We start from the raw sequence: 24538 nt of genomic DNA, 5'->3' as shown, positions 1-24538 counted from the left end.
TTGTCAAAAAAGCTGCTGCATCTTCAGAGAATGAAGATGCAGCAGCTTTTTTAGTGAGAACATACGCAACACAAAGTTCTGTAAAATAGATAGGTAATGGCAACTGGCAAGAAAAGTCCACAGTTAGTCTTGCATCGGTCACAACCTTTCCGCACCTTTGCACTCCCAAATCGAACGGATTAGGGCCTACTGAAAAAAATTGCTTCAGGGCTTGCAAGCGAGGAAACGGCCACCGTATCTTTGCAGCCCGCTTCAACTGGAGGCGACCACTGAGAAACACGGCACAGAAAAAGCAGCAAAACTTTTTCTTGCAAATCAGAAACCGCTTCTTACCTTTGCAGCCCGCTTCACACGGAAGGGGACAGCTGGAAAGAAAGGCCAGCGAAAAACACGAAAAGTTTTTCTTGCCAATTACGAAAAGCTTCTTACCTTTGCAGCCCGCTTTGACCGGAAGGGGACAATGAACACCGCTTACCGACTCTTCTATGAGTCACTGGGTTTCACCGATCGGGTGCGACACACGTTCTTTGAATGGATGGAAATGACAAATTGGTAAGCTTCGCCGCTGCCACTCGCAAGAGCGGTAGGGGCGAAGAACGAAGCGTGACTTGGGTGAACAAGACAAGTCAACACTACCGGGTCGGATCAGCACTTGACATCAGCCCATGTTCGCATGGGTGTAGAGAATTTCTTACAATGGAGAGTTTGATCCTGGCTCAGGATGAACGCTAGCGGCAGGCCTAATACATGCAAGTCGAACGGGTATAGCAATATACTAGTGGCGCACGGGTGCGTAACGCGTAACCAACCTGCCCTTGACTGGGGGATAGCCCGCCGAAAGGCGGATTAATACCGCATAAACCAACAGCACGGCATCGTGTAATTGGTAAAGATTTATTGGTCAAGGATGGGGTTGCGTGACATTAGCTAGATGGCGGGGTAACGGCCCACCATGGCGACGATGTCTAGGGGACCTGAGAGGGTGATCCCCCACACTGGCACTGAGATACGGGCCAGACTCCTACGGGAGGCAGCAGTAGGGAATATTGGGCAATGGGCGAGAGCCTGACCCAGCCATGCCGCGTGCAGGATGAAGGCCTTCTGGGTTGTAAACTGCTTTTCTCAGGGAAGAAAAAGAGGATGCGTCCTAAACTGACGGTACCTGAGGAATAAGCACCGGCTAACTCCGTGCCAGCAGCCGCGGTAATACGGAGGGTGCAAGCGTTGTCCGGATTTATTGGGTTTAAAGGGTGCGTAGGTGGCCCGTTAAGTCCGGGGTGAAAGCCCACAGCTCAACTGTGGAACTGCCCTGGATACTGGCGGGCTTGAGTCCAGACGAGGTTGGCGGAATGGAAGATGTAGCGGTGAAATGCATAGATATCTTCCAGAACCCCGATTGCGTAGGCAGCTGACTAGGCTGGTACTGACACTGAGGCACGAAAGCGTGGGGAGCGAACAGGATTAGATACCCTGGTAGTCCACGCCGTAAACGATGGATACTCGCTGGTGGCGATAGACAGTCACTGGCTTAGCGAAAGCGGTAAGTATCCCACCTGGGGAGTACGCTCGCAAGAGTGAAACTCAAAGGAATTGACGGGGGCCCGCACAAGTGGTGGAGCATGTGGTTTAATTCGATGATACGCGAGGAACCTTACCTAGGCTAGAATGCGCGTGACCGGTTCAGAGATGGACCTTTCCTTCGGGACACAAAGCAAGGTGCTGCATGGCCGTCGTCAGCTCGTGCCGTGAGGTGTTGGGTTAAGTCCCGCAACGAGCGCAACCCCTATGTTTAGTTGCCAGCGGATAATGCCGGGGACTCTAGACAGACTGCCTGCGCAAGCAGTGAGGAAGGCGGGGACGACGTCAGGTCATCATGGCCCTTACGCCTAGGGCTACACACGTGCTACAATGGACGGTACAGAGGGTCGCTACACAGTGATGTGATGCCAATCTCGCAAAGCCGTTCTCAGTTCGGATCGAAGTCTGCAACTCGACTTCGTGAAGCTGGAATCACTAGTAATCGCGTATCAGCAATGACGCGGTGAATACGTTCCCGGGCCTTGTACACACCGCCCGTCAAGCCATGGAAGTCTGGTAGACCTGAAGCTGGTGCTCCGCAACGAAGCCAGTTAGGGTAGAACAGGTAACTGGGGCTAAGTCGTAACAAGGTAGCCGTACCGGAAGGTGCGGCTGGATCACCTCCTTTCTGGAGCTATCCGACTCGGTTGACTTGCCGAAGCCACGACCGGCACTCTTATTACACTTACCGATTGGTCATTTCCTTCATTCACTGATTTTAGTATGGTGTAAACCATACGAACAGGGCTTGTAGCTCAGGTGGTTAGAGCGCTACACTGATAATGTAGAGGTCCCTGGTTCGAGTCCAGGCAGGCCCACTGTTCAACTGGTGGGCACACTGCCAGGCCAACAACCCGGGGGATTAGCTCAGCTGGCTAGAGCACCTGCCTTGCACGCAGGGGGTCAACGGTTCGACTCCGTTATTCTCCACTTCGTCCCCGCATCGGCGGGACAAGCAGTGCACCTAATACAAGGACTGCTGCGGCAACAACGCAGTTCTACTTTTCTCTTCAATAGGAAGAGAAACGTTCTTTGACGTAAGGATAACAAGAGAGAAAAACAAAGAAAAGAAAGTGATTAACCTATGGTTAGTCACCCGAGCCCGCTCGTTGCCGCAAGGTAAGGAGCACAAGAGAAGTAAGTAAGGGCACACGGGGGATGCCTAGGCTCTCAGAGGCGATGAAGGACGCGATAAGCTGCGAAAAGCTGCGGGGATTGGCACATACGAGGTGATCCGCAGATGTCCGAATGGGGCAACCCCACCACGTGAAGCGTGGTGACCATCTACGTTTGTAGAATGGGGCAAACCCAGGGAACTGAAACATCTAAGTACCTGGAGGAAAAGAAAATAACAATGATTCCCCAAGTAGTGGCGAGCGAACGGGGAGGAGCCCAAACCGGGTTGGTTACGGCCAGTCCGGGGTTGTAGGACCTCAACATCTGATTGTGTTACTTTAGCTGAACGACGTGGGAAAGTCGATCGTAGAGGGTGAGAATCCCGTAGGCGAACTGGTAATGCACGGTAGAGGAATCCTGAGTAAGGCGGGACCAGAGAAATCCCGTCTGAATCCGGCGGTACCATCCGCCAAGGCTACATACTCCTGAGAGACCGATAGTGAACTAGTACCGTGAGGGAAAGGTGAAAAGAACCGGGAATACCGGAGTGAAAAGAACCTGAAACCGTGTGCTTACAAGCAGTTAGGGGGGCTTCGTGCCCTGATAGCGTGCCTTTTGCATAATGAGCCTACGAGTTACTCCTCTCTGGCAAGGTTAAATGCTTAGAAGCATGGAGCCGCAGCGAAAGCGAGTCTGAATAGGGCGCAGAGTCAGAGGGGGTAGACGCGAAACTTTGTGATCTACCCTTGGGCAGGTTGAAGGTTGGGTAACACCAACTGGAGGACCGAACCAGTTTCCGTTGAAAAGGATTTGGATGACCTGAGGGTAGGGGTGAAAGGCCAATCAAACTGAGAAATAGCTCGTACTCCCCGAAATGTATTTAGGTACAGCGTCGGCGTTGAGTTACGTGGAGGTAGAGCTACCGATAGGACTAGGGGGTGTCATAGCCTACCGAATCCTGACGAACTCCGAATGCCACGTAATATAGCCGGCAGTGAGGCTTGGGGTGCTAAGGTCCCAGGCCGAGAGGGAAAGAACCCAGACCATCTGCTAAGGTCCCTAAATTCGGACTAAGTTGAACAAAGGAGGTCCACTTGCTTTGACAGCCAGGAGGTTGGCTTGGAAGCAGCCATTCCTTTAAAGAGTGCGTAACAGCTCACTGGTCGAGCGAGAGGGCATCGATAATACGCGGGCATCAAGTCCGGTACCGAAGCAATGGATTTGACATGAAAGACTGTCAAGTGGTAGGGGAGCATTCCAGCAGCGGAGAAGGTGTATCGTCAGGTATGCTGGAGCGGCTGGAAAAGCAAATGTAGGCATGAGTAACGATAAAGGGGGTGAGAAACCCCCTCGCCGATAGACTAAGGTTTCCTGCTCAACGCTAATCGGAGCAGGGTTAGTCGGGACCTAAGGCTACGCCGAGAGGCTACGTCGATGGACAGCGGGTTGATATTCCCGCACCTAGGATTTGGAGTGATGCAGTGACGCAGAAGTGAAAGTACCGCGAGCGGACGGAAGTGCTCGTTAAAGGGTGTAGGTATAGGCGGGGTAGTTAAGTACGCCCTGTTTGCTGAAACCTGATAGTACTCTACGGCCTCGGCCACGGAGATAGTGTACCTAATCAGACTGCCAAGAAAACCTGCTAAGCGTTTACTGAATTCTAGCCCGTACCGCAAACCGACACAGGTAGTCAAGGAGAGAATCCTGAGGCGCTCGAGTGAATCATGGCCAAGGAACTCGGCAAAATGGACCTGTAACTTCGGGAGAAGGGTCGCTTCCTCCAGCGATGGAGAAGCCGCAGTGAAAAGGCCCAGGCGACTGTTTAACAAAAACACATGACTTTGCGAACGCGCAAGCGGAAGTATAAGGTCTGACACCTGCCCGGTGCCGGAAGGTTAAGAGGGGAACTTAGTCGCAAGGCGAAGGTTTGAATCGAAGCCCCGGTAAACGGCGGCCGTAACTATAACGGTCCTAAGGTAGCGAAATTCCTTGTCGGGTAAGTTCCGACCTGCACGAATGGTGTAACGATCTGGGCGCTGTCTCAGCCATGAGCTCGGTGAAATTGTAGTCTCGGTGAAGATGCCGAGTACCCGCCACGGGACGGAAAGACCCCGTGCACCTTTACTATAGGTTGACATTGACGCTGGGTAACACATGTGTAGCATAGGTGGGAGACGTTGAACCAGGGCCGCTAGGTTTTGGGGAGTCGCCGTTGAAATACCACCCTTGTGTTGCTTGGTGCCTAATCTGGCAACGGAGACAGTGTCTGCTGGGTAGTTTGACTGGGGTGGTCGCCTCCAAAAGAGTATCGGAGGCTTTCAAAGGTCCGCTCAATCCGCTTGGTAACCGGATGTAGAGCGCAATAGCAGAAGCGGGCTTGACTGTGAGGCCTACAAGCCGAGCAGGGTCGAAAGACGGATATAGTGATCCGGTGGTTCCGCATGGAAGGGCCATCGCTCAAAGGATAAAAGGTACGCCGGGGATAACAGGCTGATCTCCCCCAAGAGCTCATATCGACGGGGAGGTTTGGCACCTCGATGTCGGCTCGTCACGTCCTGGGGCTGGAGAAGGTCCCAAGGGTTCGGCTGTTCGCCGATTAAAGTGGCACGCGAGCTGGGTTCAGAACGTCGTGAGACAGTTCGGTCCCTATCTGTGGTGGGCGTTGGATATTTGACAGGACCTGACTTTAGTACGAGAGGACCGAGTTGGACCAGCCGCTCGTGCACCGGTTGTGACGCCAGTTGCAGCGCCGGGTAGCGACGCTGGGATGAGATAAGCGCTGAAAGCATCTAAGTGCGAAACTCACCTGAAGATGAGATATCCTATATAGGAAGAGTCGTCGTAGACCACGACGTAGATAGGCGGTAGGTGTAGAGGCCGAAATGCCACAGCCGAGCCGTACTAAGGACTCGAACGCTTTGCTTGACAATGCTCGAAACTTCGATGTTTTTCTCTTTTGTCCTTACGTCAACGGTTTTGTTGGCAGCTCGCCTCGAACACAGAGCTGCCGCACCAGTAATGGTGGCTTTAGCCCGGGTGTTCACCTCTTCCCATTCCGAACAGAGTCGTTAAGCCCCGGAGCGCCTATGGTACTGCCTTCATCGGTGGGAGAGTCGGTCGCCGCCAACCTTACTGTTTTGACCCGCACGGGTCACCCCAGCGCCCCCGCACTTCATCGTGCGGGGGCGTTTTGCGTTTGTAGAGTATGTGTGGGCGTCGCTGGAGGATGTGGTGGGAGTCAGCGTAGGATACGCTACGCTATTTTTTGATGCTTTGCTATGAGCAAAATAGGACGCATCGCTGGCTATATGGTTTTGAAAAGCCAGTAAAAGATCAAGCAACTCTCCAAAGGTATTCTCGGTCTATCTTTAAGAAATCGTAGCACGTAATGAGCATCACCTATCCTTGGTTTTTATTGGGTCTGCTAGGTATTGCTATACCGGTGTTGATCCATTTGTTTGAGTTGCGCCGGCCTACGCGTGTGTTGTTCACTAACCTGGGATTCATCCGTGAAGTCCAGATTGTGACAGCTAAGCAGCGAAAGGTTAAACATTGGCTGGTCTTATTGGCGCGGATTGGATTCGTAATTTTCTTGGTGTTCATGTTTGCGCAGCCGTTTTTACCAGCGCAGGTAGCCTCATCGGCTTCTAGGAGAATTGATCCTAGTGTATTGGTCGATACTTCCCCGAGCATGCAGGCTGATGAAGAAGGTAGTGACCTCTCCAGATTCGATAAGGCTGTGGATCAAGCAAGGGAACTGCCAATGGCTTTCCCCGCTAACGCTCGTTTCACACTCAACAAAGAGCTGAACGTCCCATTGGCACCAGCTGCATTTCGCGTTGCGCTAGATCAGCTGAGCGTTTCGGGCAGGTCTACTGGACTGAATGGCTTATTGCAAAAGTCAATCGGGCAACCTGATAAGGCGAAGCAATTGTTTGTCTTCTCGGACTTTCAGAAATCAGTCTTTTCTTCCCGTAGTCTGGCGGCTGTCGATTCGGCAGCACAGGTACTGCTGGTGCCAGTGGGAGGCGGAGGAACGCGTAACGTGTTTATAGATAGTTTGTGGCTGGAAGATGCCTTCGTACGGCGCAATGCTGATGTAGTGCTGCATGTGCGTCTGCGCAACGGTGGAACGGAGGCAGTGAAGAATTGCCAGTTGCGGCTGTTCGTTGGAACCCGGCAGGCTACTGCTTTCAATGCCTCGGTATCTGGTGATGAACCAGTAACCGTGACGGCCCGAGTGCGCCTGGATTCTGACCAGGTGCAGCTGTGCCGCATAGAGCTGGATGACTTTCCGGTTGTATTTGACAACACGTACTATTTTTCCCTGCAGGCGTCGCCTGTCATTCGGGTGCTGGAAGTGCAGAATGGTGGGCAGGAGCAGGCTTTGCAGCGGGTTTATGGGAACGAACCCCTGTTTTCTTATAGTCAAACAGTTGCCTCGCGGCTTGATTACGGGCAGCTGGAAAAAGCCAACCTGCTGGTTGTGCGTGGCGCCAGCCGGATAGAGGCCGCCCTGCGTGAAGGCATCCGGCGGGTGGTGCAGCGAGGCGGCTCCGTAGTGGTGATACCGCCGGCCGATGTAACCGGGCGCGCTACCTATGACCAGTTGTTTCGGGAGTTGGGCATAGCGCCGGTGCAATGGGAAGCGGCCGGTACCCGGACCGCTTTGCGTGAAGTGGCCGTTCCGGACCGTCGGAACCCGTTTTTTCGGGAGGTATTTGGGGCGCAAAGCCGCCAGCCGGTGATGCCTAAAGTAGCCCCTGTGTTGCGCTGGTCTCGTTCCGGAACCGATATCATGCGTACTCAGGACGGCGACGGATTTCTGTCGGCTTTTAGCAGTGGCAAAGGCACGTTATATCTGTTTTCAACGCCGTTTAACGAGTCTTCAACCGACTTCCTGCAGCACGCATTATTTGTGCCGGTGATGTACCGGCTGGCGATGCAGAGCTTCCGCAGTGAGCAACATCTGGCCTACCGGCTCAACCAGGGCAGTGTGACGGTGGCTGTAGGCAATGGCAACACCGCCGCGCAAGCGGGCGAGCAGGTGTACAAACTCACCAATGATAGCCTGACGTTTATCCCGGCTCAGCGGGTGCAGAATGGCCTGTTACGGTTTGAGGTGCCGGCTGGGATGCAGCAGCCTGGCTTCTACCGACTCACGCGCAACGGCCAGACGCTGACCCCGTTGGCCTTCAACAACGACAAGCGTGAATCGGAGCTGGCGGCTTACACGGCGGCCGAGCTGCGGCAGCTAATCGGGCCGAACCGGCCCAACGTGCAGGTGTATGAAACGGGCCAGGGGCTGACAGTGGCGGCACGCTATAAGGCTGAGCGGGTCGGGACGCCGCTGTGGCAGTACTGCCTGTGGGCGGCGCTGGCCTGCCTGCTGGCGGAAGTGCTGCTGCTGCGCTTTATGGGGCGCCCGGCTGCGGCTGCAGATGTGAAGGTGGCGGCCTAGATTGGGAGGCGGTATCGTATCTTTCCGCTCTTATTTATACCGCTCTTGGAAAATACGCCTTCACACGCCAACCCGGTTTTGCGCACTGCCCTGCTGTGGGGTACCGCCGCCGGGTTCCTTTGTATTAGCTGGGTGCTGTTTCTGCACTTCACCCACAACAACCCGTACGGGCTCAAACGCACGCTTTCCGACTTCTTTACTCCAGTGGCGGCTATCGGCAGTCAAATGGTGCTGCGCCGGTTCTATCCGCAGGGGCCAGGGCTCGGGAAGTCAGTAGGGGTAGGGTTGCTGACGACGGTACTGGCCGCCCTTGTAGCCGCTACTGGCCTGTACGTATATGCCCAGCTGGCTGACCCCAGCCTGATACAGCAGCATCTGGCGGAAGCCCGGCAGCTGTTGGAAAATGCCCGGCGCATATATCTGGCCAACCCCAACGGCCGCCAGCAGTTCGAGGCCACGCTTCAGGGCCTGGCGCATACGCCGGCCGGCTTTGCCCAGGACGAATTCCTGAAGAAGCTATTGTGGGGCGTGTTTTTGAGCATTCCGGGTGGGATATTCCTGCGGAAATAGAATATTGCGTCCTGCTTTTTCTTCCTTCCACTCTCCTACTTACTTTCTCATGGAAAACACAGCTACTACTGCCGAAACGCCTGTTCAGGTTGGTATCCGCTACGGCCTTCTTTTTGGCATCATCGGCATCATCGTCGACTTTGGCCTGAAAGTCACGGAACTCGCTTTTAAATTTTCGGTGGCAATGCCCATGTCCATTTTGGTATGGGTTGTTGGCATTGTTCTCGCCCACCGCTACTTCAAGAGCCAGAATGGCGGCCTGATGACGTTCGGGCAGGGAGTGATAATTTCCATTGTGTTGGGTACCATCAGTGCTATCCTAACTGGGGCTTTCAACTACGTGTACATCAATTTTATTGATCCTGACTACGTAACGGCCATGCGCGCCGATATGGAAGCCTGGATGATGGGGATGAATGTGCCGGAAGACCAACTGGACAAAGCGCTGGCCGATATCTCACAGGAGAAAATGGGCTCAGTGCTGAGCATTGGTAAAGTAACGTTGGGCGGCTCCATTGGTGGGGCCGTGCTGGGGTTGATTATTTCCGCTTTTACCAAGCATAAACTTCCCGAGTTTGAGTAAGCGCACTTCGCATTCGTTTCCGGTGGAGCTGTCCATCGTCATTCCCCTACTCAACGAAGCCGAGTCGTTGCCGGAGCTGACCCGCTGGATCAACCGCGTGCTGGCCCAGCACGGGCTTACCTACGAGGTGATTCTGGTGGACGACGGCTCGACAGACAACTCCTGGGACGTAATCGAGGAGCTGGCCGAAACCGACACCCACCTGCGCGGCATCCGCTTCAATCGCAACTACGGCAAATCGGCGGCGCTGAACGTGGGCTTCAAGGAAACGACCGGCCGCGTCATCTGTACCATGGATGCCGACCTGCAGGACTCGCCGGAAGAGCTACCCGACCTGTACCGCATGATCACGCAGGACGGTTTTGACCTGGTGAGCGGCTGGAAACGCAAGCGCTTCGATCCGCTGTCGAAAACCATCCCGACCAAGCTCTTTAACGGCGTTACGCGCTGGATTTCGGGCATTCAGCTTCACGACTTCAACTGCGGCCTCAAGGCCTACGACCACCGCGTGGTGCGCAGCATCGAGGTGTACGGCGAGATGCACCGCTACATCCCCGTGATTGCCAAATGGGCGGGCTTCCGCAAGATCGGCGAGAAGGTGGTGCAGCACCAGGAGCGCAAATACGGCACCACCAAGTTCGGGCTGGAGCGGTTCGTGTACGGCTTCCTCGACTTGCTGAGCATCACGTTTGTGAGCCGGTTCCGGCGGCGGCCCATGCACTTCTTCGGTACGATGGGTACCCTGTCGTTTGTGCTGGGCATGCTGATTACGCTGTGGCTGGTGGGCGAGAAGGTGTACCTGTCGTGGATTAGGAATCTGGCCACCCGCAACGTCACGGACCAGCCGCTGTTTTTCCTGGCCCTCACGGCTGTCACTATCGGGGCCATGCTGTTCCTGACGGGCTTTTTGGCCGAACTGATCCAGCTGAACGGCGCCAACCGCAACGATTATCTGGTGCGGGACAAGGTGAATCTGAAGTAACAAATCAACGAGGGCAGAACGTCATGCTGAGCCTGCCGAAGCATCTCTACCGCAGTGCTAACTTTCTTAATTAGCCTCGGTAGAGATGCTTCGGCAAGCTCAGCATGACGTTCTTCTTGTGTAAGTCTCCATTCTATGAAAGTCGTCATCATCGGGCCGGCGTATCCGCTGCGGGGCGGGCTGGCTACCTACAACGAGCGGCTGGCGCGGGCCTTCCAGGAGGCCGGCGACGAGGTACGGCTCGTGACGTTTTCGCTGCAGTATCCCGATTTCCTGTTTCCCGGCCAGACCCAGTTCAGCACCGAGCCCGGCCCCGCCGACCTGGATATTGAAGTCAGCCTGAACTCGGTGAACCCGCTTTCGTGGTGGAAAGTGGGGGAGAAGCTGCGCCGGGAACGGCCCGACCTGGTGATTTTCCGGTTCTGGCTGCCCTTTATGGGGCCGGCGCTGGGCACCGTGGCCCGCCTCGTACGTCGCAACCGCCACACCCGCGTGGTGGCCATCACCGACAACGTTATTCCGCACGAGAAGCGGCCCGGCGACCGGCCGCTCACGCGCTATTTCCTTTCGGCCTGCCACGGCTTCGTGACCATGAGCCGCTCGGTGCTGGCCGATCTGCGCCGTCTGGGCTTCCGGCAGCCCGCCCTCTACCGCCCGCACCCGCTCTACGACAACTTCGGCCCGCTCAAGGCCAAGCCTGCCGCATTGGCGGCTCTGGGGCTCGATCCGGCATTCGGCTACCTGCTGTTCTTTGGCTTTATCCGGGCTTACAAGGGGCTGGACATTCTGCTAGAGGCCTTTGCCGACGAGCGGCTGGCGAAGCTGCCCCTCAAGCTGATTATTGCCGGCGAATACTACGAGGACGCCGCACCCTACGAGGCCCTGATCCGGCAGCACAACCTGGAAGGCCGCCTCGTCCGCGCCACCGACTTCATCCCGAACGAGCGGGTAGTGGACTACTTCTGCGCCGCCGACCTCATTGTGCAGCCCTACAAAAACGCCACCCAGAGCGGCGTTTCGCAAATTGCCTACCACTTCGAGCGGCCAATGCTAGTGACGGATGTAGGCGGGCTGGCCGAGCTGATTCCGGACGGCGAAGTGGGCTACGTGGTGCCGCCCACGCCCCGCGCCATTGCCGACGCGCTGGTGGATTTCTACGAGCAGCAGCGCGAGCAGGAATTCACGGCCGGCGTCTGGGCCCGGAAGAAGGAGTTTTCGTGGAGCGAGATGGTGAAAGCGCTGAAGGAAGTGGCTGAGATTAACAAACAACACAGTGAGTAATACCAAACCTTATTATACAGTCATAGGTAGCCCTGTTGATTATGAGAAGCTTGTCGCTTATGTGTTTGTGAAAGGAAAATGTGTAGCCTTAATCAATCAGGACAATGGAACAGACGATATAAGAATTGAGCTCTTGGATGAAAATACAAGAGGTAAAGGCATAGAATTCAATATTCTGATTGAGGCCTTGCATGACGCCAAAAGAATTCTTCTGAATGAGTAGCCTGTTATACTGGCACACTCACCCGCACGGCCTCAAACACCTTCTCAGCCGGCAGATCTTCCATGCAGCTGGTGCCGAGCTGGCAGGAGCCGCGGTAGAAGCACACGCACTGCTTATCGGGCTGCACCAGTTGGCCGCGGCCGTAGAGGTCGAATTCGTAGGGGTTGAAGATGTTGTTTATCAGGATGGTGGGCTTGCGTAGCGCAATGCTGATGTGCATGGCCATGGTCACCTGCGTCACGATGCCGTCCATCTGGTGCAGCAGGTTGATGAACTGCGGCAGCGGGAACGTGCCCAGGTAGGCCGCGCCGGTATCGGCGTGGAGGCGGCGGTTGCGGGCGTCTTCGGCCTCGCCGCCCAGCAGCACGGGCGCGTAGCCGGCCTGCTGCAGCTGCGTAATCAGGGCCACCCATTTCTCGTCGCTCCACAGGCGGGTGGTCCACCGGTCGCCGCAGCCGGTGTTGAGGCCGATGCGGGGGCGGCCGGTGGGCAGCTCACTCCAGGTGTAGCCCTTATCGTCGTGGGTGTCGAACACGTACTCCTCGCCCTGGAAATCGAAGCCGCACAGCTCGAATATTTCCTGCACGTAAGGCTTCTGGTTCTGCAGGCTGAGCTGGTCGAACACGCCGGTCAGGAACTTGTGGTTGGCCTGCTCATTCTGCGGCCACGGCACGCCGTCGGTTTCGCGCAGGGTGTAGCCGAACTTGCGGCCGGCCTCCACTTTCAGCAGCAGCGCGCAGGCTTCCTTTTCCTTATCGAGGTTGATGGCAATGTCGAAGCGGCGCGCCATCAGCTGCAGGGCGCTGGCAAAATCGAACTTCAGAATCTCGTCGACCTCCTGCTGGGGCAGAATGGCGGGCGTGAGCGTCAGCCAGGTGATATAGCACCCCGGATACTCCTGCCGCAGCCGCCGCAGCAGCGGCGTGGTCCGGATAACGTCGCCGATGGCGCCCAGCTTGATGAGCAGAATACGCTGCTGCACCGGCGCATACGACGGGCAATCCTGGCACACGTAGCCGTGCGCCTTGTTGGGGCGGCAGGGAATATCACCGCGAAAGTGGCGGCAGTCAGCATGGACGGTGATGCCGTTCAGGTCGGACATGGTAGGGGCGCGTTGCACGCGCCCGCCGGCAGCAGCGTGCGGGCTGCTTGGTGCGGCGGGCGAGAAGTAAGGGAAACTTGTGATGAATACATCGTAAAAGCACGTCGGCCGGAAGCTGGCAGGCCAGGGCCGACGGGCGCGTGCAACGCGCCCCTACACTCCTACATAATTATGCGGCGAAATCCGGCGCAGCTCGGCTTTCACTTCCTCACTCACGTCCAGCGTCTCGATGAACTCGCGGATGGTGGTTTCGGTGATGGGGCCGTGCGTGCGGGTGAGGGCCTTGAGGGCGTTGTAGGGGTCGGGGTAGGCTTCGCGGCGCAGGATGGTCTGGATGGCCTCAGCCACCACGGGCCAGCTGGCGTCCAGGTCGCGGGCGAGGGCGGCTTCGTCGAGGGCCAGCTTATTAAGGCCGCGCTGCAGGGCCGTGAGGGCGATGAGCGTGTGGCCCAGCGGCACGCCCAGGTTGCGCAGCACCGTGGAGTCGGTCAGGTCGCGCTGCAGGCGGCTGATGGGCAGCTTGGCTGCCAGGTGCTCCAGCATGGCGTTGGCGAGGCCCAGATTGCCCTCCGCGTTTTCAAAGTCGATGGGGTTTACCTTGTGCGGCATGGCCGACGAGCCCACTTCGCCGGCCTTGATGGTCTGGCGGAAATAGCCCAGCGAAATGTACTGCCACACGTCGCGGGCCAGGTCGATGAGGATGGTGTTGAGCCGCTTGAGGGCGTCGCAGAGGGCCGCCAGGTGGTCGTAGTGCTCGATCTGGGTGGTGGGGAAGGAGCGGTGCAGCCCCAGGCGGTTGTTCACGAACACGTCACCGAACTGGTGCCAGTCGACTTGCGGATAGGCCACGTGGTGGGCGTTGAAGTTGCCGGTGGCTCCCCCGAATTTGGCCCCGAACGGGACCTGGCCCAGCAGCACCACCTGGGCATCCAGCCGGGCCACAAATACTTGCACTTCCTTGCCCAGGCGCGTGGGCGAAGCCGGCTGGCCGTGGGTGCGGGCCAGCATCGGCACGGCGTCCCACTCGGTGGCGCGGGCGGCCAGGGCGTTGCGCACCTGCGCGTAGGCCGGCAGCAGCGTGTTGATAAGGCCGTGCTGCAAGCTCAGCGGAATGGCTGTGTTGTTGATGTCCTGCGAGGTCAGGCCGAAGTGAATGAACTCCAGGTAGGCCTCCAGCCCGAGAGCCGTGAACTTGTCGCGCAGGAAGTATTCCACCGCCTTTACGTCGTGGTTGGTGGTTTGCTCATAGGACTTTACCGCGTCGGCGTCGGCCAGCGAGAAGCTGGTGTAGAGGGCGCGCAGCTCCGGGAACAGGGCGGCATCTATGGCCTGCAGCTGTGGCAGCGGCAGCTCGCAAAGGGCAATGAAGTATTCCACCTCCACCAGCACCCGGTAGCGGATCAGGGCCAGCTCGGAGAAATACGGGGCCAGGGGCGCGGTGGTGCGCCGGTAGCGGCCATCCAGGGGCGAAACAGCGGTGAGCGGAGTGAGCGTGGCGTAGTCGGCAGCAGCGTTCATGCGTAGAGAGGGTTGGCCAGAATAGGCCAAAGGTAGCGAAGCCCCCGCGGGCCGGAAACGGGCGAGGCCCTTTTTCCCTACCTTTGTACTATGATCGGCGGCGGGTTCGGCACGAATCTGGCACGCCCCGCCCGCGATTATCCTTCCTCTCGACTCGCTCGCGTGACTCCAGCAACTAAGAAAAAGATTGCCATCGGCCTGGGCATTGTGGTGGCCCTGCTGGCCCTCGGCCTCACCGTATTCCTGCTCAAGCGTCAGCAGCTGCTGGACTATGCCATCGGGCAGGCCACGGCCAAAGTAGAGCGCAAATACCCCGTCACGCTCGCGCTGGGCCCCGCCAGCTTCACCGACCTGAACACGGTGCAGATTGCCGGCATGAGCCTGGTGCCCCGCGCCGCGCCTACCGATACGTTGCTGCAGGCCCGCCTGCTCACGGTGTCATTGAGCGTGCGCAGCCTGTTTGCGGGCCGCCCGGTGTTCAGCAACCTCGAAATCAGCGACGCCCGCTTCACGGCCCGCAAAACCCGCTCCGGTCAGGACAACTACTCGTTCCTATACCGCAAAAAAGGCGCCCAGCCCGAGGTGCCGCGCGACACGACGCAGGGCGTGAACTACGGGCTGCTGGCCAACCAGCTGCTGGAAGCCGGCTTCGATAACATTCCCGACGAGGCGGATTTCCAGAACTTCCTGGTGACCTACGACAGCCCCCGCCACCGGGCCCGCGTGGTGATGCCCCGCCTCTCCATTGAGGACGGCGACATTCAGGGCCAGCTCACGGCCGTTATCGACTCGGTGGAAAACCGGGTGGGCGTGCAGGGCCATATCGAACCCGGTGACTACGCCCTGCAGGCCGAGGTGTTTGGCCTGGAGCGCCGGCCCGTGACGCTGCCCTACGTGCAGCGCCGCTACGGGGCCCGCGTGCAGTTCGATACGCTGCGCTTCAGCCTCACCGATAAGGAGCTGGACGACGACCAGCTGACCGTGCGCGGCACGGCTTCGGCGGCCAACTTTATCGTGAACCACCCGAAGCTCTCGGACCGTGACGTGCGCTTCCCGCGCGGCGGCATCGACTTTGTGGCCACGCTGGGCCAGGCCTACGCGGCGCTGGAAAAGGGAACCAAAGTCACGCTCAACCGCATGGAGTTTTATCCCACGCTGAGCGTGCGCAAGCTGCCGCTCAACCAGCGCGTGGTCGGCAAGATGATCAATGGCGTGCGTAACCGCCGCGAAATGCTGGCGGGCCTGCAGGTGAAGGCTGATATCGAGTCGGCCGAAACGCCGGCCAATACGTTCTTCGCGGCGCTGCCCGAGGGCATGTTCAACACGCTGGAAGGCATGCAGGGCAGCGGCACGCTGCAGTACCGCATGCATCTCGACCTGGACATGAACCAGGTGGATAGTCTGGAGTTCAGCTCCGGCCTCACGCCCAAGGATTTCCGCATCACGCGCATGGGCCGCGAAGACCTCAACCAGCTCAACGAGGCGTTCCGCTACACCGCCTACAACGACAAAGGCGACTCCATCAAAACCTTCAAAGTAGGCCCCGTCAATCCGAATTTCGTGCCATACGACGCCGTGTCGGACTACCTGAAGGCGGCCATCATGACGGCCGAAGACCCGCGTTTCCTGTCGCACAAGGGCTTTATGGAAAAGGCGTTTGTGAAGTCGGCCATCCAGAACATCAAGGAAAAGCGCTTCGCCCGCGGCGGCAGCACCATTTCCATGCAGCTGGTGAAAAACGTGTTCCTGACCCGGCAGAAAACCGTGACCCGCAAGATTGAGGAAGCCCTGATTGTGTGGCTGATTGAAAACACGGGCCTCGTTTCGAAGGAGCGCATGTTTGAAGTGTACCTCAACATCATCGAGTGGGGGCCGAAGATCTACGGGGTGAAGGAGGCCGCCGAGTTCTACTACGCCGAGGATCCGGCTGAGCTGAACCTGTCGGAGAGCCTGTATATGGCCAGCATTATCCCGCGGCCACGGCGCTACCAGATGTCGTTCAACCAGTACGGTGAGATGCGCAGCGCGGCGCGCTACTTCCACCGCCTCATTGCCGACCTGATGCTGCAGAAAGGCCTGATTTCGGACGGCGCCCGCAACACGCTCAGCTACAGCCTGAGCTTCCCGGGCCGAGCCCACGGCTCCATCTTCCGAGCCGTGCGCGACACCGTGCGTGCCACCCAGCCCGCGGATTCCACGCAGTTTGAGCCACTTAACCTGATAGACCTGCTCGGCGGCAACGCCGCTCCCGACGAAGGCGTGAACACCACCGTGCCCGCACCCGCCGAAGGTGCACCAGTTCCTAAGCCGTAGCTTTTGGTGATGAGGTGATGGGGTGATGAGGTGAATCGTGATGAGGTGATGAAATTATAGGGTGAAAAGTAGTGAGGTGAAATGAGGTGAGGTGTAGCCCCGGAGGGGCGGCATATTAGTAGAGAAAACGCCGTAGAAAAATGGAAGCCCCGGAGGGGCGACACCTTAACCGGTTCGGTAAGAGTGTCGCCCCTCCGGGGCTTTATCGTCGTTGCGCCGGGCAAAGGCTACCAATATGTCGCCCCGCTGGGGCTTGTCCATACCTGCTACCTCATCACTTCATCCCCTCATTACCCCATCACCAAATTACTTCATCACTCCATTACTTCATAACCTCATCACGATTCACCTCATCCTTTTTAGGCCACAGCACGGAGGCAACCACAGAAAGCAGTAGAATACCGCCCACCACGCCCAGCGAAATCCCCATCGGAATGTGGTAGACCTCGGACAGCAGCAGCTTGGCCCCGATGAAGATGAGGATCAGCGAGAGGCCGTACTGCAGGTAGTGGAACAGCCGCATCAGGCCTTCGAGGGCGAAGTACAGCGCCCGCAGCCCCAGTAGCGCAAACACGTTGCTGGTGTACACAATAAACGTGTCGCGCGAGACGGCCAGGATGGCCGGAATGGAATCGGCGGCAAATACCACGTCGGTGGTTTCCACCATCACCAGCACCACCAGCAGGGGCGTGGCAAACAGCCGGCCGTCTTGGCGGATCAGAAACCGGTCGTCGTGCAAGCGGTTGGTGATGGGCAGGTGGCGGCTCAGGAAGCGCACCACCGGGTTGCTGTCGGGGTCAATTTCGGGGTCGCCGGCGTTGGTGGCCATCTTCACGCCAGTATACACCAGGAAGGCACCCAGCACATAGAGCAGGAAATGGAATTTGGCCAGCAGCGCCGCGCCCACCAGAATGAAAACAGCCCGCAGCACCAGCGCCCCCAGAATCCCCCAGAACAGAATCTTATGCTGGTACTGCGGCGGCACCTTGAAGTAGCTGAACACCAGCAGAAACACGAACAGATTGTCCACGCTCAGCGACTTCTCGATCAGATAGCCGGTCAGGAACTCCAGGGCGGCCGTGCGCCCCAGGAAGTGGTAGACCAGGTAATTGAACGTGAGGGACAGCGCAATCCAGAAGGCGCTCCAGCCCAAGGCTTCGCGCATGCGCACCACGTGGGCCCGGCGGTTGAACACCAGCAGATCGAGCAGCAGCATGGCCAGCACGAAGGCATTGAAGCCCACCCAGAACCAGGGAGTAATTTCCATTGGTAGCGCCGCTAATGGCCCGGAAAACCAAACGCCGCAGCGGGCCGGCTGCAGCTACGCTTACCGGGTTTCCGACGCCGGGGTTGCGCTGCCAGTCGAAACGGTAGCGCGCGGCGTGGCCGGGGCAAAGCGCCGGAACCAGCTGTCTACCTTCATCTTGATGACGCCCAGGAAGGCTTCCTGCACGATGCCCTTGCTCATCTTGGAAGTGCCGCGGGTGCGGTCGGTGAAGATAATCGGCACCTCCTTGATGCGGAAGACATACTTGTAGGCCAGCCACTTCATCTCAATCTGGAAGGCATAGCCCACGAACCGGATCCGGTCCAGCTCGATGGTGCGCAGCACGCGGGCCGTGTAGCATTTGAAGCCCGCCGTGGCGTCGCGGATGGGCATGCCCGTGATGAAGCGCACGTAGGCCGAGGCGAAGTACGACATCAGCACCCGGTCCATGGGCCAGTTGACCACGTTCACACCCTGAATGTAGCGCGAGCCAATGGCCAAGTCGTAGCCATCGTGGGCGCAGGCGTTGTAGAGGCGCACCAAGTCGTCGGGGTTGTGGGAGAAGTCGGCGTCCATCTCAAACACATACTGGTAGCCGCGCTCCAGCGCCCACCGGAAGCCGTGGATGTAGGCCGTGCCCAAGCCCAGCTTACCGCTGCGCTCTTCCAGAAACAACCGGTTCGGAAACTCCGCCATCAACCCGCGCACAATGGCCGCAGTACCGTCCGGCGAGCCGTCGTCGATGATGAGCACGTCGAACTCTTTGGGCAGCGAAAAGACCTTGCGAAGGATCAGCTCCGCATTTTCGCGCTCATTGTAGGTTGGTATCAGGACGAGCCCGTCATTCATCGGACAAAGATAGAGGGGTTTTTGGTGCGCCCGCCCGGCAATATGCAGAAACTGGCGAAGACGAAAAAGCCGTTTGGCAACTCGCCAATGGCTTCTTGGCCGCCAGATGGCCCAGGGCTACCGGCCCTGCCTACGCAACAAGCTGAGCAGCAATTTGTCGGGCATGCCGGATGCAGTCCGGTACGCCCACGCCGCCGCGCCAGTTGGCCGCGCTCCAGATATTCTGGGTTTGCAGCGTATCGGCGGCGGCGTGCGCGGCCACGATGCGGTGGTCGAACTGCGGAATGGCGCGCTCCCAAAAGTACCGGAACTGCCACGCAGGTTGCGCGCCCTCCCGGATTCCGTAGAGTTGGCTCAGCTCGGCGTGCACGGCGGCTTTCTGGGTGGCTTCTGGCTGGCGGGCGTGTTCCTCGTACTGGGTGCCGCCCACAAACGTGGTAAACAGCACCTGGCCGGCCGGGGCGCGGTCGGGGAAAATGGCGCTGGTCCAGATGGTGCCGGCCGCGTAGGGCTGCTCGATTTTGGGGCTTAGGGCCCCGAAGCCGTTTAGCGGATGGCTCACGTCGGCGCGCTGGTAGGCGGTGTAGATGGCGGCCATAGGCGGGTAGTGCACGGCCGCCAGCGCTGCGGCCGCCTCCGGAAACAGCGGCTGCAGCAGGGGCGCCGCGGCGTAGGTAGGCAGCGCCAGCACCAGGGCCGCGTGCTGGCTTTCGCGGCCGGCGACTGTGCGCAGCTGGTAGTGGCCGTTGGGGAGGCGCTGCAGGGCCTGCACGGGTTGGCCTACGTGGCGGTGGATGAGGCGGGCGGCCAGTGCGTCGGTAAGGGTCTGGATGCCGCCCTGCAGCGTGATGATGCGCTTGCGGCCCGCGCCGCCCCCGGCTTTGGCCAGCCCACGCAGTACCGAGCCGTGCTGCTGCTCCAGCGCCGCCACTTTCCCGAACGTCTTATGAATCAGCAGCTGCTCGGGGTCGCCGGCGTAGATGCCGGAAATGAACGGATTCACGGCATAATCGACCAGCTCAGGCCCGAAGCGGCGGCGGAAAAAGCCGGCTACCGTTTCCTGCGGATTGGGCGCGGCGGCCGGCCGCAGCAGCTCCCGCACCAAGCTGAACCGGGCCTTCAAACTGAAAAAGCTACTGGTGAGCAGGGCCGGTGGCGAGCCGGGCAGCTCCTGAATGCGGCCGTCGCGCAGCACGTAGCGGTGCTTGCTGACGTCGGCGGCATCCTGGATTTTGTCGGTTAGGTCGAGCTCCGTAATTAGCTCCTGTAGCTCGTCGCTGAGTTGCAGGGAGTTGGGGCCGGTTTCGAGGAGGTAGCCGGCCGGATGGGGCAGGCTGCGCAAACAGCCGCCGGGCGTGGCGTCGGCCTCAAACAGGTCGTAGGCGACACCAGCTTTCTGCAGCTGCCAGGCCAGCGTAAGCCCCGAGATTCCGCCTCCGATAATTGCTATGGACATGTTGGTGTTGATGATGAGGTGATGGGGTGACAGGTGATGAGGCGATAAGGGATAGACACTGGTATAACAAGTAACAAAGGTAGCAGGCACAAACAAGGTGCCTCAGGCCGGCACACCGCTACCTTTGTCACCTGTCACCTGTCACCTGTCACCTGTCACCTGTCACCTGTTACCTCGTTACCTCGTTACCTCGTTACCTCGTTACCTCGTTACCTCATCACCATGACCAACAAAGCTGTATTTCTGGACCGTGACGGAGTGCTCAACCGGGAGGTAGGTACCTACGTGTGGGAGCTGGAGAAATTCGAGGTGCTGCCAGACGTGCCCGAGAGCCTGGCGCGCCTCAAAGCCGCCGGCTACTACCTCATCGTCATCACCAACCAGGCCGGTATCGCCAAGGGCCTTTACACGGCCGCCGACGTGCAGGCCTGCCACCAGAAGCTGCAGCAGGCCTGCCACAGCGCGCTCGATGCGCTGTACTTTGCGCCGGGCCACCCCAGCGTGTCGGAGTCGCTCAGGCGTAAGCCCGATTCGCTGATGCTGGAGCAGGCCATGGCGCGCTTCCAACTAGAGGCGGCGCAGTGCTGGCTGGTCGGCGACCGGCTGCGCGACATGCAGGCGGGCGCTAAGGTGGGGGTGCGCGGGATTCTGGTAGGGGAGGAGGAAGCAGCGGTTTTCCTGCCGCGTGTGCCCAACCTGGCCGCCGCCACCGACCTGATACTGGCGGGCGCGTCATAAGGCCCGAAACGGGTGGTTACTGCCCGTAGAGCTACACACAAAAACGCCTCCTGCTCAGGTAAATAAGAGCAGGAGGCGTTTTCAATTTAGAGAGGCTACCCCTTACTGCCGGGGCGTTGCGGCGGCGTCGCTGGCCATGATGGGGGCCGCTGTCTGGGTGGCCGGCTTGGTGGTGGAGTAAGCAGGGCATTTGGTGCGGCACGAACTCAGCGAGGCCATTCCTACAAAGGAAAAAAGGAAAAACTTTTTCATGTTATTGTACAATATAAAGAAGGTCGTTTTGTTTGCAACCCTCTAAGAACGAAAGCTTATCCACCTCTAACGTGGAGGTGCTCTTTAAATTGTGCAGAATGTGATTCACTAAAAATTATTTGGGTAGCGCAGCAAAAAGCCCGCTGCTGCACAGGGCAGCAACGGGCTTCGAGGATACTTCTGGTAGAGCAGCAGCCGTGGAAGCTGCTGCCGGACGGCTACTGGCGCGCAGCCGGAGCCGCCACCGACGACGCCATAATCGGCGACGAAACGCGGTTGGCGGATTTGGTGCTGGAGTAGGCCGGGCACTTTTCCTTGTTGCAGGCGCTCAGCCCCAAAACAGCCACCGAGGCCAGTAGGAAGAATTTTTTCATTTTCGAGGCAGAAAGTAAACAGGTTAAGAAAGAGGAGCTAACACCCAAAAATAGCAGTTCCAAGCGGGCCTTCCAACCGGCCCGCCCGAAACTTGCCGAATCCTTAGGCCTGATAGCCCAGAATGCGCATCATGGAGTCGGCGGTCTGCTCTTCGGCAAACACCTGGTCGGTGAGGGTGCCATCCTCGGCGCGGTCCAGAATCACCATTTTGGGGGCCGGAATCAGGCAGTGCTTCACGCCGCCGTAGCCACTCAGGCTTTCCTGGTAAGCGCCGGTATGGAAGAAGCCTACGTACAGCGGCTCGGCGTCGGCGGGCTTGCGCTCGGGCAGAAACACCTGATAGATGTGCTTCTCGGCGTTGTAGTAGTCCTGCGAGTCGCAGGTGAGGCCGCCGAGCTGAATCTTCTTGTACTTCTTGTTCCAGCCGTTGAGGGCCAGCATGATGAAGCGCTGGTTCAGGGCCCAAGTGTCGGGCAAGTTGGTGATAAACGAGCCGTCAATCATGTACCACAGTTCCTTGTCGTTCTGCAGCTTCTCGTCCAAAATGCTGTAGATGGTAGCGCCCGACTCGCCCACCGTGAAGATGCCGAACTCGGTGAAAATGTCCGGCTCCGCCACGCCTTCCTCGGCGCAGATGCGCTGGATGGTGCGCAGCACTTCCTCAATCATGTACGGGTAGTCGTACTCTTTCTGAATGCTGGTCTGGATGGGCAGGCCTCCGCCGATGTCGATGGTGGTGAGCGTGGGGCACACCTTGCGCAGCTCGCAGTACTTGTGCACAAACCGGCTCAACTCCGACCAGTAGTAGCTGGTGTCCTTGATGCCGGTGTTGATGAAGTAATGCAGCATCGTGAGCTCGAAGCGCGGATCTTCCTTGATTTTCTGCTCCCAGAGCGGCAGCGCGTCAGTATAGCGGATGCCCAGGCGCGAGGTGTAGAACTGGAAGCGCGGCTCCTCGTCGGAGGCCAGGCGCATGCCCACGCTGCACTTCTCGCGCACGTTGTCGTGGTAGTACTCTATCTCGTTGGGCGAGTCGAGGATGGGCATGCAGTTCACGAAGCCGTCGTTGATGAGGCGCGTAATTTCGTGCTTGTACTCGTCGGTTTTGAAGCCGTTGCAGATGATGAACGTGTCCTTCTGCACCTTGCCCTTGGCGTGCATGGCCCGGATGATGTTGGTGTCAAACCACGACGACGTTTCGATATGCACGTCGTTTTTGAGGGCTTCTTCCACCACAAAGCTGAAGTGCGAGGCCTTGGTGCAGTAGGCGTAGGAGTATTTGCCCTGGTAGCCGATTTTCTCGATGCCGGCCCGGAACCATTCCTGCGCCCGCTGAATCTGGCTGCTGATTTTGGGCAGGTAAGCCAGGCGCAGCGGCGTGCCGTGCTTCTTCACCAGCGCCATCAGGTCGATGTCGTGGAAGCGCAGTTCATTTTGCTCTACCTGAAACTCATCGGTAGGAAAGTCAAACGTCTGGGAAATCAGGTCGTGGTAGGTATCCATTAAAGGAGTGTGTGGGGGAGAGGCTGGTTGAGAGAGAAAACCTGAACGGCAGGCAGAGCATGTTGCGCTTGGAGCAAGGATGAGGCATTCCGTTAGGGTAGTAGAATCACCATCCTAACGCAATGTTTCGCTCTGCTCTGCGACGTTCGGGATACTTTTCAATTTCTTAACACGACAGCTTTTGTCGAACTTGCAGCCGCAAAGATACCCCGCGCGCGGGGTTTTGGTTGTGCTTTGTTCGTTGGTTGCGCCGGAGGGTCTGTGCGCGTCAAGCCTGAGAGGAATTCCCACCTGCTCAATCGGCAAGCATTAAAACCACCCTAACCCTTTTTCTGCCAATGTAATATGCGACGCATTAAGCTTCTGGAAGTCCGCTCCGAGCTTGGAGCCGGGACCCGTGGTGCCAGTATGGGCGTAGATGCCCTGAAAGTAGCCTGCCTCAACAAAGGGTCCGACTACTTCCGCCGGTTCAATTCGGTCCACATTCCGGACCTGAACCACGTGCTCTTTGAGAAAAACCATTTTCCGAAGGCCAAGCACATCGATTCTATTTACACGGTGCAGAAGGGCATTGCCAGCACCGTGGAGCAAACGCTGCGCTTCGGCGAGTTTCCGCTGGTGCTGGCCGGCGACCACAGCAGCGCCGCCGCCACCATTGCGGGCATCAAGGCGGCCTACCCGCACAAAACGCTGGGCGTGGTCTGGGTAGATGCCCACGCCGACATTCACTCGCCCTACACCACGCCCTCGGGCAACATGCACGGCATGCCGCTGGCCATTAGCCTCGGCGACGACAACCTCCCCTGCCAGCGCAACCAGCCCGAGCCGGAAACCGAGTTTTTCTGGCAGAAGCTGAAAAACCTGGGCGAGCCCGGCCCCAAAATCACCGCCGAGCACTTGGTGTACGTGGTAGTGCGCGACACCGAGCCCGAGGAAGACGCCATTATCGAGCGGCTGGGCATCAAAAACTACAAGCTGGATGAGGTGAAGGCCAAAGGCACCCGCCAGGTGGCCCGAGAGGTATACGAGCGTCTGCGCTTCTGCGACATGGTGTACATCAGCTTCGACGTGGACTCGCTGGACTCGCGCTTCAGCAAAGGCACCGGCACGCCCGTGGTAGATGGCCTGAACGTGGAGGAAGCCATCAGTTTGTGCCGCGCCCTGCTCGACAACGACCGGGTGGTGTGCTTCGAGATGGTGGAAATCAACCCCACGCTGGACTCCGAAAATACCATGGCCCAGAACGCCTTCGACATCCTGGAAGCGGCCACTGACGCCATTCAGCGGCGGTTGCGGCTGGAGGAAGTGGTGAGCCGGTAACGACCAGCTTGCGCGGCGGCAAAAAGCGGATATATTCGTGACTATTTGTAA

At 58.4% G+C, this 24538-nt stretch carries 17 protein-coding genes, 2 tRNA genes and 3 rRNA genes; 15 read left to right on the top strand and 7 right to left on the bottom strand.

Annotated elements, in window-relative coordinates; translation table 11 throughout:
- The first annotated feature begins 199 nt into the window (after positions 1–199).
- From O3303_RS09345 to O3303_RS09290, 12 genes are all read left to right on the top strand, one after another.
- A complete protein-coding gene (locus O3303_RS09345; RefSeq protein WP_269561793.1) occupies positions 200–556 on the top strand; it encodes a hypothetical protein in 357 nt (118 codons plus the stop codon).
- A gap of 137 nt (positions 557–693) precedes the next feature.
- Positions 694–2206 (top strand): 16S ribosomal RNA (locus tag O3303_RS09340).
- Positions 2207–2322: 116 nt separating this feature from the next.
- A tRNA-Ile gene (locus tag O3303_RS09335) sits at positions 2323–2396 on the top strand.
- A 38-nt stretch (positions 2397–2434) separates the two neighbouring features.
- Positions 2435–2508, top strand: a tRNA-Ala gene (locus tag O3303_RS09330).
- 201 nt (positions 2509–2709) lie between these two features.
- Positions 2710–5619, top strand: a 23S ribosomal RNA gene (locus tag O3303_RS09325).
- A gap of 92 nt (positions 5620–5711) precedes the next feature.
- Positions 5712–5823: ribosomal RNA gene (gene rrf / locus O3303_RS09320) — 5S ribosomal RNA — on the top strand.
- Together the 16S, 23S and 5S rRNA genes with 2 tRNA genes alongside form the textbook arrangement of a ribosomal RNA operon.
- Before the next feature lie 259 nt (positions 5824–6082).
- Positions 6083–8155 carry a BatA domain-containing protein gene (locus O3303_RS09315; protein ID WP_269561792.1) on the top strand — a complete coding sequence of 691 codons (2073 nt, stop codon included), beginning with the start codon at positions 6083–6085 and terminating at the stop codon, positions 8153–8155.
- 45 nt (positions 8156–8200) lie between these two features.
- Positions 8201–8725, top strand: coding sequence for a DUF4199 domain-containing protein (locus O3303_RS09310; RefSeq protein ID WP_269561791.1), 525 nt, complete (start codon positions 8201–8203; stop codon positions 8723–8725).
- Between the two features lie 49 nt (positions 8726–8774).
- Positions 8775–9308: a DUF4199 domain-containing protein gene (locus O3303_RS09305; protein ID WP_269561790.1), complete on the top strand. Its 534-nt coding sequence runs from the start codon at positions 8775–8777 to the stop codon at positions 9306–9308.
- Positions 9301–10290 (top strand): glycosyltransferase family 2 protein, encoded by a 990-nt coding sequence (locus tag O3303_RS09300; protein ID WP_269561789.1) that lies wholly within the window; start codon positions 9301–9303, stop codon positions 10288–10290. The genes O3303_RS09305 and O3303_RS09300 overlap by 8 nt, the downstream gene beginning before the upstream one ends.
- A gap of 135 nt (positions 10291–10425) precedes the next feature.
- Positions 10426–11571, top strand: a complete 1146-nt coding sequence (locus tag O3303_RS09295; protein WP_269561787.1) for a glycosyltransferase — start codon at positions 10426–10428, stop codon at positions 11569–11571.
- On the top strand, positions 11564–11794 hold the full coding sequence (locus O3303_RS09290) for a hypothetical protein (protein WP_269561785.1): 231 nt from the start codon (positions 11564–11566) through the stop codon (positions 11792–11794). Before O3303_RS09295 ends, O3303_RS09290 begins: the two co-directional genes overlap by 8 nt.
- Before the next feature lie 4 nt (positions 11795–11798).
- On the opposite strand, the gene O3303_RS09285 is transcribed toward O3303_RS09290, so the two are convergent.
- A complete protein-coding gene (locus tag O3303_RS09285; RefSeq protein WP_269561784.1) occupies positions 11799–12896 on the bottom strand; it encodes a glycosyltransferase family 9 protein in 1098 nt (365 codons plus the stop codon).
- A 153-nt stretch (positions 12897–13049) separates the two neighbouring features.
- The gene (purB, locus tag O3303_RS09280; protein ID WP_269561783.1) at positions 13050–14414 is read right to left on the bottom strand and encodes an adenylosuccinate lyase; all 1365 of its coding nucleotides are present in this window, start codon (positions 14412–14414) and stop codon (positions 13050–13052) included.
- Between the two features lie 375 nt (positions 14415–14789).
- Between purB and O3303_RS09275 the strand changes: the two genes are divergently transcribed.
- Positions 14790–16727, top strand: coding sequence for a transglycosylase domain-containing protein (locus O3303_RS09275; RefSeq protein WP_434086417.1), 1938 nt, complete (start codon positions 14790–14792; stop codon positions 16725–16727).
- A gap of 322 nt (positions 16728–17049) precedes the next feature.
- On the opposite strand, the gene O3303_RS09270 is transcribed toward O3303_RS09275, so the two are convergent.
- The 3 genes from O3303_RS09270 to hemG all read right to left on the bottom strand — a co-directional run bounded on the left by O3303_RS09270 (position 17050) and on the right by hemG (position 20299).
- A complete protein-coding gene (locus O3303_RS09270; protein WP_269561781.1) occupies positions 17050–17994 on the bottom strand; it encodes a TerC family protein in 945 nt (314 codons plus the stop codon).
- Between the two features lie 60 nt (positions 17995–18054).
- A complete protein-coding gene (locus tag O3303_RS09265) occupies positions 18055–18843 on the bottom strand; it encodes a polyprenol monophosphomannose synthase (RefSeq protein ID WP_269561780.1) in 789 nt (262 codons plus the stop codon).
- A gap of 130 nt (positions 18844–18973) precedes the next feature.
- On the bottom strand, positions 18974–20299 hold the full coding sequence (hemG, locus tag O3303_RS09260; RefSeq protein WP_269561779.1) for a protoporphyrinogen oxidase: 1326 nt from the start codon (positions 20297–20299) through the stop codon (positions 18974–18976).
- A 222-nt stretch (positions 20300–20521) separates the two neighbouring features.
- Between hemG and O3303_RS09255 the strand changes: the two genes are divergently transcribed.
- Positions 20522–21037, top strand: coding sequence for a D-glycero-alpha-D-manno-heptose-1,7-bisphosphate 7-phosphatase (locus tag O3303_RS09255; RefSeq protein ID WP_269561778.1), 516 nt, complete (start codon positions 20522–20524; stop codon positions 21035–21037).
- A 470-nt stretch (positions 21038–21507) separates the two neighbouring features.
- Here the strand turns inward: O3303_RS09255 and O3303_RS09250 are convergent, their stop codons facing one another.
- Together O3303_RS09250 and O3303_RS09245 are read right to left on the bottom strand one after the other, a co-directional pair.
- Positions 21508–21663, bottom strand: a complete 156-nt coding sequence (locus O3303_RS09250) for a hypothetical protein (RefSeq protein ID WP_269561777.1) — start codon at positions 21661–21663, stop codon at positions 21508–21510.
- Positions 21664–21766: 103 nt separating this feature from the next.
- Positions 21767–23167 (bottom strand): type III PLP-dependent enzyme domain-containing protein, encoded by a 1401-nt coding sequence (locus O3303_RS09245; RefSeq protein WP_269561776.1) that lies wholly within the window; start codon positions 23165–23167, stop codon positions 21767–21769.
- Between the two features lie 345 nt (positions 23168–23512).
- On the opposite strand from O3303_RS09245, the gene O3303_RS09240 reads away from it, so the two are divergent.
- Complete coding sequence (locus tag O3303_RS09240) at positions 23513–24487, top strand: arginase (protein WP_269561775.1); 975 nt, start codon at positions 23513–23515, stop codon at positions 24485–24487.
- Positions 24488–24538 lie beyond the last annotated feature (51 nt).

Origin of the sequence: Hymenobacter canadensis, assembly GCF_027359925.1 — a bacterium.
In the GTDB taxonomy this organism is placed as follows: Bacteria; Bacteroidota; Bacteroidia; order Cytophagales; family Hymenobacteraceae; genus Hymenobacter; species Hymenobacter canadensis.
The sequence above is the reverse complement of the archived record's forward strand: the minus strand, read 5'-3'. Positions and strand labels throughout refer to the sequence as shown.

Excerpts from the sequence above, each read along its gene's own strand:
- hemG (WP_269561779.1), bottom strand. The coding sequence starts at position 20,299 with ATGTCCATAGCAATTATCGGAGGCGGAATCTCGGGGCTTACGCTGGCC.
- O3303_RS09250 (WP_269561777.1), bottom strand. The coding sequence starts at position 21,663 with ATGAAAAAATTCTTCCTACTGGCCTCGGTGGCTGTTTTGGGGCTGAGC.
- O3303_RS09265 (WP_269561780.1), bottom strand. The coding sequence starts at position 18,843 with ATGAATGACGGGCTCGTCCTGATACCAACCTACAATGAGCGCGAAAAT.
- O3303_RS09305 (WP_269561790.1), top strand. The coding sequence starts at position 8,775 with ATGGAAAACACAGCTACTACTGCCGAAACGCCTGTTCAGGTTGGTATC.
- purB (WP_269561783.1), bottom strand. The coding sequence starts at position 14,414 with ATGAACGCTGCTGCCGACTACGCCACGCTCACTCCGCTCACCGCTGTT.
- O3303_RS09255 (WP_269561778.1), top strand. The coding sequence starts at position 20,522 with ATGACCAACAAAGCTGTATTTCTGGACCGTGACGGAGTGCTCAACCGG.
- O3303_RS09315 (WP_269561792.1), top strand. The coding sequence starts at position 6,083 with ATGAGCATCACCTATCCTTGGTTTTTATTGGGTCTGCTAGGTATTGCT.
- O3303_RS09285 (WP_269561784.1), bottom strand. The coding sequence starts at position 12,896 with ATGTCCGACCTGAACGGCATCACCGTCCATGCTGACTGCCGCCACTTT.
- O3303_RS09275 (WP_434086417.1), top strand. The coding sequence starts at position 14,790 with ATGAGCCTGGTGCCCCGCGCCGCGCCTACCGATACGTTGCTGCAGGCC.
- O3303_RS09270 (WP_269561781.1), bottom strand. The coding sequence starts at position 17,994 with ATGGAAATTACTCCCTGGTTCTGGGTGGGCTTCAATGCCTTCGTGCTG.
- O3303_RS09245 (WP_269561776.1), bottom strand. The coding sequence starts at position 23,167 with ATGGATACCTACCACGACCTGATTTCCCAGACGTTTGACTTTCCTACC.
- O3303_RS09295 (WP_269561787.1), top strand. The coding sequence starts at position 10,426 with ATGAAAGTCGTCATCATCGGGCCGGCGTATCCGCTGCGGGGCGGGCTG.
- O3303_RS09240 (WP_269561775.1), top strand. The coding sequence starts at position 23,513 with ATGCGACGCATTAAGCTTCTGGAAGTCCGCTCCGAGCTTGGAGCCGGG.